Genomic DNA, 13,361 nt, shown 5'->3' with positions numbered 1-13,361 from the left:
ATCATTAATATGATTGCATTTGGCTTGAACATGAGTCAATATAATTCCAAGTGTACTATTAATTACTGCAGTGCATTAAAAAATTCAAACATTAGCTTGTTGGCATCTAAAATTTGAGAGGGATTATCAGCCCTTCTCCAAGACTTCTCTTCAGCACCTGGCCATGAATGACCACCATCATCTGTAATATAATACTTCATGGGGACGGTACCTTTATTCCATTGGTATAAGGAATAACCATTATTTTGTATGTTTTCTCTTTCTTCGCACTGATTGATAGCTTCCCAAGTTGATATGACTTCTTCCAAAGAAGGAAATTCAAAGCCTGATGGTCCTTTTCCTTTTCCTCCCTCAATCGGAACATTTTGGTCTTGTTTTGAATGAAAATGGATAATGGGCACTGCTGATCCACAGCTTTTGATAGGAAGGATTACTCCTGCCACAGGAGCAATGGCCCTGATCTTTTCTGGAATTTCACAGGCCAATCGATAAGCCATCATTGCTCCATTGGACATGCCTGTAACGAAAACCCTATTGGGGTTTATATGTTCTTCTTTTACCAACTTATCGATTAGCAAGCTGATAAATTTTACATCGTTGATAGCTGATTTGGCAGCATAGCCACAACAGCCTCCTGCATTCCAAGTTCGGATATTCAATAGTCTTCCCTTACGATCAATACCGTCCGGATAGACCACCGCATAGTTATTTTGATGGGCAATAGGACTTAGTTGATAGGATGCTGCTGCTTGCTTTCCTCTGCCAAAACCTCCATGGAGGACGATTAGGAGGGGCATGTTTTCAGCAGGAACTTTGGGCAAGTCCAATATATAGCTACGACTGATATTATCGATCAAAATCGTGTTTTGCTTGGTATCAGTTGGAATAAAAAGTTGAAGGATCAATAGGAGACTTATTTGCAATAACATGCTCATCGAATATATAATTTGGTATATAATTTAGACATTTTATAACTGGCTAGATTTAAATTTTATTCATTGGCAAGTAACACTTATAGCTTAGATAAGTAAAAAATTAATAAGCATCAAAATGGAGCGAAATGAAATGAGTAAATGATTTCTGTAAATCAATGGTAGTTATTTGAAGGTAAAAAACTTAGAAAAAAATATCAATAAGCAATTTTATTGTATAGCTTTATAATAAATTTGTTTAAAACTATTGATTATCAAGGTGAAAGACCCTTAGCAATAAGGCCTTTTTTAGTAGAGTATTTGCAGTAGTGGCTTTTGCTATTGGGTATTTTGAGATTAGCGCCAACCTAGTATAAGTCATATTATAATTGGACCCATATTCATCGGGATTTTATTACGCATAAGCTTGTGTTACTTTCCTTAGTCATGTTGGAATAGGCTAGGAGAAGAGATATGTTTAAAGATATAATTCAATTTTTTACACCAAATACAATAACCATGAAAAATAATTTACCTAATTACCTAATGGCGGCTTTGCTGCTCATCCTTTTTTCCTGCAAAGAGCAAAAGAAAAAACAGGATGTTTCTGACAATATCATGATGCGTTTTTCTTATGATAATGTGGTGCCTGCCGATTTTCCCAAGTTAAACATTCCTGGTTTTAACTTTCCGGAAGATTCAACTATTTTAAACCAATGGATTCATGAAATGGATACGGAGAAAATCTACTTACATGGTTGGGGAATTTGGGCTGGTCTCACTGCTTTGACATCACAGAAAATTCCTGGAGACACCAGAAATTTGCGTGTTTTTGAGACTTGGCTCACACCGGAAGAAATGATTGACTCAATTAAGAACAAGCCCATCAAAAGGTCAAACCGGTCAAATCTGAATGTCCCCAATCAATTCACCCATTTTGCCTCAAAGCAAAAAACCGTGAATGATAGCATTTTCGAATCTGTTTCTTATAGCCCAGGAGCAGCCAAATTCGCTATCGAAAACAAGATCTTTATGGCCACCACCTTGTACGATATGGCCAAAAAGGAAAACAGAACGGAGATTCCTTTTTTTCCGACAGATGCCATTACCATCAAACCTGTATTTAAGCTGCTACCTACATCCGGGGGAGAAAGGCAGTTTGACATAGCTACTTGGCCTGGTACCATAGATTCATTGGCTGCTTTTCCTGAAAAAGACTGGGGAAGCTATGTAACCGTTGATGTGGACAATAATGTAAACGGGGAAAATGATGTTTACCCTTTGGAGGATTTTATTCACTTTAAATTAAATGATGAAGATGCTTATTTTCTAAATGAAGAGTTTTCGGAAAATACTGGAAATCAGTTCAATGCTAAGCCCGGTGATATAGCTATATTAGTAGGGATGCATGTAACTTCTAGAGAAATTACCAATTGGACCTGGCAGACATTTTGGTGGAGTCCAGAGCCTGATAATCCATCAGCTCCCAGTTCAAAATCTATTGCTGATGCAAGGCCCGATGAATTGGAGGGGGCAGCCCGCCATTATGCGATGTCTGTGGCCTATTATATGGTAGACCCAAATGAACCTTATTCAGGACAAAATATCTCTGGAACTCCCAATTATGCTTTTAACCCCTATTTGGAGGCAGGTTTTGGACCAAAGGTTTTTGATGATGCCATCAGCTTTGTTGATACTGAAGGAGGCAAAATAGATACTTATGCTGGGGTAAGGACCAACTGTATGAGTTGTCACCGAATGGCTTCAGTAAACCCTGATGGACTATCAACTTCTTCCATCTCCAAAACACCTTATGTGGGCAATTCTTATGTGAGCCGATCAGATAAAATATTTGATGGACAATTATTGCTTGACTTTGCTTGGTCTATTCAGGGGAATGTGGATACCACTGGTATTAAGGCCTATCTAGAACAACAATAGTATTGATTTGGACATATGGGGATAATTACTACTAGTTTTGAACCGATTACTGGGTTTTAAATCGATTACTGGGTGTAGCATATGCTACACCCAGTATTTGATTACTATCATGACTTTTTGATCCTAGCGTTTTCAAGGCTTCAACCAAAAAGCAATTGGCTACTGCTTAAATAACTAATCGACTTAAATTCAATGGCCAGTTTGAATGGTAGCATTTGGTACGGCACCCAAATACCGAAAGGAATCCACAATGTCTCCAATGGGGTTGATGAGTTCTATTAGGTCGCCTTCATTGTTCAGACTCATGGATTGGCCGTTCCTACTTATGGTCAGCTGTTGACCTGAGGCGATACTTCCATTGAGCAACCAATTTCTGCTGCTGGCATCCCTAAGCCGCCAGCCCTCAAGGTCCACGGTGTTTGGAGAGGCGTTCAGAAGGGTAACGGATTCATTTTCCAGGTCATTGCCCAATGGATCAGGAATAAGGCTATGGATAAACAGCGCTGGGCTTCCAACAGCCTCAAGGGGATTTTTTACATTGAATTCATGCTGGGTATTTCCAAATGAAAGGGTATATTCATCACCCTCCAAAATGATTTTAATGGTGCCTTCATAACCATCTGGATCCAAATCAGCGATGAATTCATCCGAAATATTGGTACCACCTTCCTTATTGCCCAAGAACTTATTGATCTGAAAGATTTCAGGAGCTGGGTTCATGGATTGCATCCTATCCAAGGAACTTTGCTGCGGGTGGCCATACCTATTGTTATTTCCGTTGGAGATAACGATGACCGAAGGTTTCATATCATCAAGCAAGGAAGAGGAGGAACTGGTTTTTGAACCATGGTGGTTGGCCAAGTATACATCAACATCTTGAACCAAGTTCAATTCGGCCAGACGGTTTTCTACGGTATCATGGATATCGCCACCAACAAAATACATAAAACCCCTAAAATTGATCAATAGGGCAATACTAAGGTCATTTTCATCCGTACCAATGCTTTGATTATCCCCAATAACGGATCCTCCGGATGCTACACAAAGGACACGGAGATCTGACAATTGGAATTCCTGACCAGCACGTAGTGGAGTGGCCCTGTTTCCAATGGCCAAATCATAAGCTTGATAAGAATTTGAGCTCAATTTGTCAGCACCCAATAGCCCTTTATCTCCCCGGTCATAAGCTTGAATGACAGGTACCTGATAGTCAAGAATCAGGTTGTCAATCCCTCCATAATGATCATCATGGTAATGGGTGGTGATATATTGATCAATTTGGCTGATGCCAGCTGCCTGCATGGCTGCAAATACCGCTTCGGCCCCACCGGATAGCCCGCAATCTATCAAGAGGCTTTCCCCAGTATCGGTAACAAATAAGGTGGCTGATGCCTGATTCACGTCTATATGGTATACGCTTAAGTCCTGGGCAAAAGTGTAGGTGGCGAACAAGAACAAGATAAAAGTAAGTGTGGTCTTCATGGCAAAAGTTTTTAATCCATTTTGAACATAATTAAGTTAAGTCTTTGGGCTTAATTCTCCCAATTCTCAGGGAGTAATATACAGGCAATCTGCTTGATTTTTACTTTTAGCCTTTCATATAACTGTTTTAGTTTTGGTTTAAGCAAAATAGTTTTCGAAATTTTAATAGCCAGCTAGGAAAGGGGAGAGGTCAAGAATTATTTGGGAATGAAAATGTATATAATCTATAGGTTCGTGCTTAAATTTATAATTGATGAATCAGAATAATCCCCATACCATGCACCCTTTATTGCGCCATATAAATCGGTTCACCGATATGAGTAATGATGATTTTGAAGAAATCCTGCAGGCATTCAAAACCCTCAAAGTAAAGAAAAAGGAGCATTTGATGCTTGCCAATACATTATGCGATCAGCATTTTTTTGTCATTCATGGCTGTTTGAATATGTACTTTATCGATACATGTGGGGCTAAGCAAACCGTTCAGTTGGCCATAGAAAACTGGTGGATGACGGATTATTTGGCTTTAGGTAAGGGCCAAAAAACGGAGTTTTTTATCCAATCGGTAGAACCCGCTACCGTACTCAGCATTGATCATTCAAGCCAGGAACAACTCCTCCTAAAGTTTCCAAAAATGGAAAAGTATTTTAGAAAAATGCTTCAGATAGCCTATGGAGCCTCATTAATGCGAATAAAATACCAATTTGGACTGTCAAAGGAAGAAATCTATTTACATTTTACTAGAAATTTTCCTGATTTCGAACAACGGGTACCCCAATACCTCATTGCTTCCTATTTGGGATTAACACCGGAATATGTGAGCGAAATACGCAGGAAACAACTTTCTTAAACCAGTTTAAGGACTTATCACCATCATGCCCCATAGCTTTGTCATAGACAAAAACAAAAGATATGATGAAAAGCAGAATTCAAATTGAATCAATAGAACCTGATGCTTATAAAGGCATGTTCAGGTTGGAAAACTATCTAAAAGTGAGTAGTTTAAATGTCCGTCACAAGCATTTGATTTATGTTAGGGCTTCGCAACTCAATGGCTGTGCCTTTTGTATAGATATGCATACCAAAGAAGCATTGCGCGATGGAGAGACAGCTCAGAGGCTATTTCTACTCAATGCCTGGAACGAGTCTGATCTCTTTAGCGAGGAGGAAAAACTGATTCTTAAAATGACAGAGGAAGTTACCCTGATCCATCAGAAAGGCCTTACAGATGAAACCTATGAGAAAGCCATTGAACGGTTTGATGGGAATTATATAGCGCAGATAATTATGGCTGTGGTTACCATTAATGCGTGGAATAGGATTTCAGTAAGCACTTCAAAGTCTATTATGGAGGAATATAATTTTCCAGTTTAAAAGCCAATACTGGGTATAGTGATTTATTATTACTGGTTGTAGCATATGCTACAACCAGTATAACGGCATATGCTAAACTTTTACTAGGAGTAGTATTTACTACACCTTGTAACCTTTTCTAACCAGCATCGCTTATTTAAACAAAATAACAATAGCTCCCAAGGCTGTTAATACCAAAATCATTTTTCTAAAAAAGGCCTCGTCGATTATTTTAACGATCTTGATTCCTAATATAAATCCGAGAATTATTCCTGGGATCAATTTCAGATCGAGTAGGAGTGTTTCTGCTGTAATGGTATTCCAGACAAAGAAGTGAAAGGGTAATTTGAACACATTGATAATCATAAAAAGCCAGGCAGCGGTTCCTATAAATTGATTTTTGGGCAGTCGCATGGCTAAAAAGTAAATATTGGATATTGGGCCGGCCAAGTTACCGACCATGGTAGTAAAGCCAGCCAAGGTCCCAACACCACTTGCGAAAGCCCAGTGAGTGGGTACATCTTTTACCTTTTTTTGATCCCACCAGACGATAAAGATTACGGTAAGGAAGATGATAATGGCCATAATGATTTTAAAGGTTTGCTCAGGAAGGTCCATACCGAACCAGCTTCCCAGCACAATTCCCAATATCATCCAGGGAAGAAATTTGGCCACGTATTTCCATTGGGTATGTCGATTATAATAGATCACCGCAAATACATCTGCCACTATCAAAAGGGGCAATACGATGCCAGTGGATTGTTTAGCTTCGAAGGCGATGGCCATAAAAATCACATTGATGACCGCTATTCCTTTGATTCCGGCTTTGGACAATCCGATCACAAAAGCGGCTAAAAAACTTAGAATCCATGAAGCGGTACTTATTTCTGAGATAAGGGATAAAAACATAAATGGTGGTCAAAAGGGAATGACAAAATCTATTCAATCCCGCAAACATAAAAAAAAAGAGCCGGAAGACCGGCGAACTTAGCTAGCTTAAATCGGAAATTAATTGGAATCTCGTATTCGAAGGAGGAAGACGATTCCTGGGACGATTCCTGGGTGTAGTATATACTACACCCAGGAATGGAAAATATTGAATCCTATCTTTTTCAACCGATGTTTTACGACTTCAAAAAATCCACGCCTAGCACCCTACAGCCACTGTCTTCATACAGCACATTATAGCCATTATTGACCTTTTGGAAGAAAGTAAGCTTCAGTAAAGAAAACAAGGCCACTGGGTTTTTATGAGGACGATAGGGGACAAAGACCTCTCCAAGCTGTGACAAGTTACTGTCCATTCGATGGAAGGCCAGGTCTACTTTGGTTAAATGAGTATTTCTAGGAATTTTTTCATCCAGAGCTAGGACCATGGGAACCAATTCAAAGTGACTGGCTGCCTTGGGAACTTTATCTTTGATCAGTGCTGTACTTTTACTAAAATCAAACCTCATCATGGGGCTATCATTGGCTAAATTGGTTTTTGGAAGCGCATAATAGCAGCTACGGACCTGATGAGTTTGTGCTATTTCAAAGCCTTGTAAACGTTCGATTTCCCCTTCCAAAAACTTCCGCTTACCTGGTATATTCACCTGATCTGAAAGCATGACCTTCCTAAAAGCGGCCGAAAGGCGGGAGTGGAGATAACCGAGCATAAGTCCATCACATTCTGGTTCCAAGGCCCTTCGAAAGGCCGAGGCCAGTTGGGAAGCCCTGCCGAATTCATCGTTCATCTTTCGGCTCTCAGCATAAGACGGATCCTTTTTGTACTTCTTTTTGCCAATCTTGGGCTTCTTCTTTCTAACAATAAATTCATCACCTCGCTTCACTACGGTGATATCGCTCAAGGAGCCCACAAATTTCAAAATACCTGTTAATTTTCCCATGATCTTCAAAAAATTATAAAATTTAACATTTTTAACGGCTATCGTTTAACCCGTATTTAACCCCAGCTAAAGCCGTGTTTATCCCGTGTTTAAGCCGTGTTTCTTTTATTAAAGAGTTAGGGTAATCTACTCCTAAAGTCTTAGAAAACCAAAGGTATATACCTTTTAATGTTTTGATTATAAGTTGTTTGAATAATTCAATAAACTACGTCATCACGAGCAGCGCGAAGTGATCTCATCCCCGTTGTCCCGCCAGTTCCACAGCGGGACCAAATAAACTAGAGGCTTAGCCTCTTCTTTACCTATCACCTTAAACAAAGGATACCTACATCACTACTCCAATTACCCCCTAACCCCCTGAAGGGGGAAGCGCTCTGTTTTTATAACACGATGTTCCAACTAATTTAATAAGTGCTGAAATTCAATAAACTACGTCATCACGAGCAGCGCGAAGTGATCTCATCTTAACGGAAGACACAATCTACTCGCAAGATTCAAACTTAACTCTAAGTAAGATTTCACCCTCTCCATTGTCCCGCCAGTTCCACTGGGGGACCAAATAAACTAGAGGCTTAGCCTCTTCTTTACCTATCACCTTAAACATAGGATACCTACATCACTTTCCAAATACCCACTAACCCCCTGAAGGGGGAACCGCTCTGTTTTTATAACACGATGTTCCAACTAATTTAATAAGTGCTGAAATTCAATAAACTACGTCATCACGAGCAGCGCGAAGTGATCTCATCTTAACGGAAGACACAATCTACTCGCAAGATTCAAACTTAACTCTAAGTAAGATTTCACCCTCTCCGTTGTCCCGTCAGTTCCACTGCGGGACCAAATTAAACTAGAGGCTTAGCCTCTTCTTTACCTATCACCTTAAACAAAGGATACCTACATCACTATTCCAAATACACCCCTAACCCCCTAAAGGGGGAACCAGCACGCGCAAATATAAAGTGGGATGAATTTAATTACGTCATTGCGAGCCCGACCGGAGGAGGGCGCGGCAATCTCATATTCGAAAGACGGAATTGCTTCTCTATTGTCCCGCCAGTTGCACTGCGGGACCAAATAAACTAGAGGCTTAGCCTCCTTGATCGGAGTATAAAAATCAATACTCCTCCAAAACAGAAATATCATCCTTTCGGGCATTCTTCTCAAACCAACGCTTAAACCAGAACTCGATATACATATGGTTACTTTTCCAAAACAATTCCTTGTCTTCCATATCCATTTTCTTCGTGGTATTATAGACCGTCCGGACAGCCTTTAACTCTGCAAATAGCTGCTTGATATCCTTCTTGGAATAGGAGGGCTGGCCAAAACGGCAGGAAAGAAAAAACTGCTGTGCAGGTTTTATCTGCTTTTCCGTCGCATCCTTATTACTATAGCACAACATCCACATAAAATCCATCAGTATCTTTTCAGGTTTGACTTGGAGGATGGCACATAGCATCCTAAAATTACTGGGGATCAACAGGTCCAACTTTCTCCATCTGGAAGTATACCTATCACCGATCTCTGCATACTCAGCATATTGCTCCACAAGTTTTACTTTAGATTTCTTCTTTTTCATAGCGGTAGATTTTAGTATAGGCTATGAAGATCTTAACTGACTGTGGGATAAAGTATTCTAAAAAGGGATGTTTTAGAATTTAGGAAGAGAGTTGATTAGATGCGGTTAATGCTGATAACTCATTAAAATTATCAATTTTAATTCCATAAGTGCGATGGAGGGATATCATTTTCCCCTTTTCCATAAATAGAAAATCTCTAATTTATAGGCATAGCTCCAAAGGAGCGAAATCCCTAGCGGAGGGCAAAGCCCTGCGATAGAGATTCATTCCTACGACAAAGCTCCAAAGGGGCGAGAGCAAAGGGACCAACTCAGTCCCAAACATACCTTTCATCATATTGCACATTATATTTCCTCAAAAACTATCTATACTCTTCCTGAAAAGTCCTCTTTGAATGATGTTTGTCCTGATTAATAATGAAGAAAAATTATTGCGATCTTTAATAGATTAATTAATAGAATGTGGGGCCAGTATGGAAAGGTGGCCCTTGGCTGGGGCCGGTTTTAAGAAAATTGAGCTAAATCGATGTGATAGTTAGTTAAGTAGGATTTTTTGAAAGATGTTTTATTGCGGGGAGGTCGACACAGCTGCGGGCCAGCGTGGGCCTTGTGGGAAGAAGCTTTAGCTGTGTCTTGATTTTTCTTTGCTTCGTTTCTTTTCATCTAAGATAAATGCGTAGCATTCATGAAGGCCTTTAATAAACATATACTCTGAATAAAAGAAATGAAGAGTTAAGATCAGAAAATACTTTCTATTACTAGATTTTGAAATATTATTTCAAAAATAGGATTTATCAAAATTAGAACTAGAGCAACAGATTAAATGAAATATAGCTGCTTAAACCCTTTATCTTTTAACTTCAATCAACCTCTCTAACCTCGCCATCATCTCATCTTTCTCCTTCAACATCCTTTCATAAAGAGCAATTTTCTCCTCGTGGAGTTTCTTCATTTCTTCTATAGGATTTATGTTGAAAGTACAATTGTTAGCAAAAGCATTTTCAAAAGCTCGATCATTAAAAGTATTCGAAATAATATTCACTGCCTGTTCCTCATCAAAATTTTGGAAGGCTTCCACAGGGATATGTAGGATGTCAGATACCTGACGCAGAATATCTTCCTCTATGGTTTCCTTTTGCTCCAGCAAAGAGATTTTCTTTTGGGACCAGTCATCACCCAGTTCATGGGCCAGCGCATCCTGCTTGATGCCCAGCATTTCACGGAAACGCTTGATATTTCGTCCTTGGTGGATAGTTCGGGAACTTGAATTTGTCATAATCTTGGTTACTAAAAAACTAAACTACAAGTTAAACAAAAAGCCCGAATTTGGAAAGCAGAAAAAGAAGATGAACAAATAAAAGCAATCGCTAGTCCTCCTTTGTACCGAGGACTTCTAAATCACTGCGTTGACACAACGCTATATAGGGTGACTATCATAACATACTGATAAATAGCGAATAATTTATCCAGTTATAGAATAGGCTAGAAGCATAATACAATGGATCTTGAGGAAATGATGAGCTATAATAATAAAAATTCCGGCCCTTGGAGCATTCGGTTTTGGAATGGTTGCGGAGGGAGTTAAGAAAATGAATTAGCTCGCGTCGTGAAACAAAAAGATCCATTCATTTTTAGAACGTAACAGTTCACTTTGACTATCTGGAATCATGCAAGTAAACATAGCCAGTTAGAATATTTATACTGGAACCAAAAAGTCGGCCCTTGGAATATCCGGTTTTGAACAATTGTGGAAGGTGTTAAGAAAATGAGTTAGCTTGCGAAGCGGGCGAGCAAGATCCACTCATTTTTAACCTGAAGCAATTTTTCAAAATCAAATTGGGTAATAGGAATGTTATCGAAACCGTAATCAGCTCAATTTGAAGAAGTCTCCACAGAGCCTGCCCCGATCACTATCGGGGCCTAGATTTCCTGCCTGCCGGCAGGCAGGTTTGCCTACTTTTTTCATCAATGGAAAAAAGTAGAAGAAGATAGCTAAGAAAAGAGCTTATTTAAAACAAAAGTTCTCTATAACCTTAACATAAAACCAAACCCTACTTTTTATGACCACAACAAAAGAACTTCTCGAAACCCCTTCCCATCTTGAAGCCAGCAAAGCCAAACTCTGGGAATTGTACAAGCACTGGAACATTTCCCCATACCGATCCACCGATAATCAAGAGGATAAGGACATGCTGGATTTTTATGAAAGCTTATGTGACTTCCTCGGTAATCAAGCCATCAGGGAAAAGGAGGAAGGCGACTATAAAAATCAACCAAAGGTCCAGGCGCCTGATGAATACTTTAAGCAATTGGTGACTGCCATCAAGATCATTTTGGAACCAGACCGGATCTACCTGTTCGATTTACCTGCCATGGATGGAAGCGAAGAGATCAACCGCAAGGAAATCTATATCATGATCCGCAGTACCAATGCACAAGTCATGGAAATCTACAAAGGACTGCTGAGCTTTTTGGCCTTGGGAAAGCAGGAACTGTATATATTTCCGATCAACCGTTCCTACTTGAAGCAGGAATTGAGGAATGGCAACCTGTTTTTCCAGTATTTCCTGAACCAAGACCGATTGATCTATCTTAGAGAAGGCAGTATGGAACTACCCATAATTGAGGAAGAAACCCTTAAGAATGCCATTTGGGAAGCCCGGGAACGCATCTTGGTGGGATGGGAGACTGGGGACAGCTTTTGGGAACAGGTAAAGGTATTAAGAAAGCAAAGGGAATGGACACTTTCGGCCTTCTTTATCCATCAGGCATTGGAGCTTTGGCTCAGGTCCTTGGTGCACGGTTGGGAGAACCATGCCAAGAAAACCCATGAAATCAGGATCTTGCTACGCACCTGCCGCAAATACATTCCAGAGTTGGCAGGAGTATTCCCTCAGGACAGTCCAGATGAGGTCAAACTGCTCCAGACCCTGGAAGATGCCTACTGCAAGGCCCGCTATCAAGTGAATTTTGTGGTAGAAGAAGAAATGGCCAATATCCTTTTCGAGCGGGCAGAGCGCATCCACCAACTCTGCCAAAGCCATCACGATAAAACCCTGCAACCCATTTTTGATCGGTTATAGGTTACGATCTATACTTTCGGTTCTAATATCTTGTAATTTCAGGCCGGTTTAATAAATACGTCATTCCGAGGCTTGGAGAAGGATTGCGGGAGGAAAGCCGTGGGAATCTCATAAAAAGGATGTGTTTGTTGTGGTAATTTAAGACAAGATTGCTTCGCAATCTAGCCCTCGTTTGTGCAATCCCTAGTCCTCGTTTGCAACGAGGACTCTTTAAATCCTAGCGTTTACACAACGCTACATAGAGAGATTAGGACAACATACTGAATCACAGTTAATAATTTATCTAGTTATAGAATAGCCTACAAACACATTAGAATAGACATTAAGGGTACTAAAACAATCTGACTACCACAGGTTTTAACTAAAAAAAAAGCAAAGAATGATTTTAATAGATAAGGATGTCCCTTGGTATGATTAGTTTAAGTGAAATGAGTAGGTCGTTAAGAAAATGAATTAGCTCGCGTAGTGAAACAGCGAGATCCATTCATTTTTAGACCGGAACAGTTCACTTAAATTAAATTGGGTAATGTTTTGTCTTCTTTATAGTACTTGTTATTCCCAATTTAAAAATCATACCACAGGACTAGATTTTTGGTCCTTTTCATCAATGGAAAAGGACAGAAATAAAAACTTAACGAATTTGATTGCTTGCACTATAGTGAATACATAGGTTATTTTTCACCTTTTTACTTAAAAAATACCCTAGATGGGGTATTGTGGGATGGGGTTGTATTGGATAGTTTTGAGATTTAGTTAACTAAACGTAAACCGAAATAATTATGGCAATTAAAAAAATTAGTTAATGGTTCATATTTCAAGGAATACTAAAAATTAGTATCATTTACTCTTCTAGTTAGTAAAATTCACCTTATATAATCATAATTGTGTGCAAAATTAATTTTATCACTTATTTCAATAATTTTAGATTTTCGGATGATAAATATATATTTTCGGATAAATTTTGTAGAATAATTAATGACAGACTTATGAAAGCTTTTTCCAAAAAAGTCGGTCAAACGATCTGATGTTTCTAGAAAAACGGGTATTAGTAAAATCAGATTGAGTGAGCTTTCAAATAATACTAGAACCAAACTTAGACCTGATAAACTTTATCTAAATT

Annotated in this window: 10 protein-coding genes; 4 read left to right on the top strand and 6 right to left on the bottom strand. The window is 39.3% G+C overall.

The window, feature by feature from the left end; genetic code table 11:
• Window positions 1–62: 62 nt before the first annotated feature.
• A complete protein-coding gene (locus tag H7U17_RS16320) occupies window positions 63–935 on the bottom strand; it encodes an alpha/beta hydrolase family esterase (protein ID WP_186757827.1) in 873 nt (290 codons plus the stop codon).
• Between the two features lie 495 nt (window positions 936–1,430).
• On the opposite strand from H7U17_RS16320, the gene H7U17_RS16315 reads away from it, so the two are divergent.
• Window positions 1,431–2,852: a hypothetical protein gene (locus H7U17_RS16315; RefSeq protein WP_186757826.1), complete on the top strand. Its 1,422-nt coding sequence runs from the start codon at window positions 1,431–1,433 to the stop codon at window positions 2,850–2,852.
• 189 nt (window positions 2,853–3,041) lie between these two features.
• Here H7U17_RS16315 and H7U17_RS16310 read toward each other — a convergent pair whose 3' ends face one another.
• Window positions 3,042–4,334, bottom strand: coding sequence for a lamin tail domain-containing protein (locus H7U17_RS16310; RefSeq protein WP_186757825.1), 1,293 nt, complete (start codon window positions 4,332–4,334; stop codon window positions 3,042–3,044).
• Between the two features lie 253 nt (window positions 4,335–4,587).
• On the opposite strand from H7U17_RS16310, the gene H7U17_RS16305 reads away from it, so the two are divergent.
• Both H7U17_RS16305 and H7U17_RS16300 read left to right on the top strand, forming a co-directional pair.
• Complete coding sequence (locus H7U17_RS16305) at window positions 4,588–5,184, top strand: Crp/Fnr family transcriptional regulator (RefSeq protein ID WP_222439223.1); 597 nt, start codon at window positions 4,588–4,590, stop codon at window positions 5,182–5,184.
• Between the two features lie 62 nt (window positions 5,185–5,246).
• A complete protein-coding gene (locus H7U17_RS16300) occupies window positions 5,247–5,708 on the top strand; it encodes a carboxymuconolactone decarboxylase family protein (protein ID WP_317172753.1) in 462 nt (153 codons plus the stop codon).
• A gap of 132 nt (window positions 5,709–5,840) precedes the next feature.
• On the opposite strand, the gene H7U17_RS16295 is transcribed toward H7U17_RS16300, so the two are convergent.
• The 4 genes from H7U17_RS16295 to H7U17_RS16280 all read right to left on the bottom strand — a co-directional run bounded on the left by H7U17_RS16295 (window position 5,841) and on the right by H7U17_RS16280 (window position 10,434).
• The gene (locus tag H7U17_RS16295) at window positions 5,841–6,596 is read right to left on the bottom strand and encodes a sulfite exporter TauE/SafE family protein (RefSeq protein ID WP_186757824.1); all 756 of its coding nucleotides are present in this window, start codon (window positions 6,594–6,596) and stop codon (window positions 5,841–5,843) included.
• 215 nt (window positions 6,597–6,811) lie between these two features.
• Window positions 6,812–7,576, bottom strand: coding sequence for a hypothetical protein (locus tag H7U17_RS16290; protein WP_186757823.1), 765 nt, complete (start codon window positions 7,574–7,576; stop codon window positions 6,812–6,814).
• Window positions 7,577–8,693: 1,117 nt separating this feature from the next.
• A complete protein-coding gene (locus H7U17_RS16285; protein ID WP_186757822.1) occupies window positions 8,694–9,158 on the bottom strand; it encodes a hypothetical protein in 465 nt (154 codons plus the stop codon).
• A gap of 847 nt (window positions 9,159–10,005) precedes the next feature.
• The gene (locus tag H7U17_RS16280; RefSeq protein ID WP_186757821.1) at window positions 10,006–10,434 is read right to left on the bottom strand and encodes a helix-turn-helix domain-containing protein; all 429 of its coding nucleotides are present in this window, start codon (window positions 10,432–10,434) and stop codon (window positions 10,006–10,008) included.
• A gap of 784 nt (window positions 10,435–11,218) precedes the next feature.
• On the opposite strand from H7U17_RS16280, the gene H7U17_RS16275 reads away from it, so the two are divergent.
• Window positions 11,219–12,241: a HEPN domain-containing protein gene (locus H7U17_RS16275; RefSeq protein ID WP_186757820.1), complete on the top strand. Its 1,023-nt coding sequence runs from the start codon at window positions 11,219–11,221 to the stop codon at window positions 12,239–12,241.
• Window positions 12,242–13,361: the final 1,120 nt, after the last annotated feature.

The organism is Echinicola salinicaeni (genome assembly GCF_014280965.1).
In the GTDB taxonomy this organism is placed as follows: domain Bacteria; phylum Bacteroidota; class Bacteroidia; order Cytophagales; family Cyclobacteriaceae; genus Echinicola; species Echinicola salinicaeni.
Note: the sequence above shows the minus strand (reverse complement) of the source record. Positions and strands in the feature narration are given on the sequence as shown.

What these genes read in the sequence shown, in the direction of transcription:
- H7U17_RS16320 (WP_186757827.1), bottom strand. Translation starts at nt 935, where the DNA reads ATGAGCATGTTATTGCAAATAAGTCTCCTATTGATCCTTCAACTTTTT.
- H7U17_RS16315 (WP_186757826.1), top strand. Translation starts at nt 1,431, where the DNA reads ATGAAAAATAATTTACCTAATTACCTAATGGCGGCTTTGCTGCTCATC.
- H7U17_RS16310 (WP_186757825.1), bottom strand. Translation starts at nt 4,334, where the DNA reads ATGAAGACCACACTTACTTTTATCTTGTTCTTGTTCGCCACCTACACT.
- H7U17_RS16305 (WP_222439223.1), top strand. Translation starts at nt 4,588, where the DNA reads ATGAATCAGAATAATCCCCATACCATGCACCCTTTATTGCGCCATATA.
- H7U17_RS16300 (WP_317172753.1), top strand. Translation starts at nt 5,247, where the DNA reads ATGATGAAAAGCAGAATTCAAATTGAATCAATAGAACCTGATGCTTAT.
- H7U17_RS16295 (WP_186757824.1), bottom strand. Translation starts at nt 6,596, where the DNA reads ATGTTTTTATCCCTTATCTCAGAAATAAGTACCGCTTCATGGATTCTA.
- H7U17_RS16290 (WP_186757823.1), bottom strand. Translation starts at nt 7,576, where the DNA reads ATGGGAAAATTAACAGGTATTTTGAAATTTGTGGGCTCCTTGAGCGAT.
- H7U17_RS16285 (WP_186757822.1), bottom strand. Translation starts at nt 9,158, where the DNA reads ATGAAAAAGAAGAAATCTAAAGTAAAACTTGTGGAGCAATATGCTGAG.
- H7U17_RS16280 (WP_186757821.1), bottom strand. Translation starts at nt 10,434, where the DNA reads ATGACAAATTCAAGTTCCCGAACTATCCACCAAGGACGAAATATCAAG.
- H7U17_RS16275 (WP_186757820.1), top strand. Translation starts at nt 11,219, where the DNA reads ATGACCACAACAAAAGAACTTCTCGAAACCCCTTCCCATCTTGAAGCC.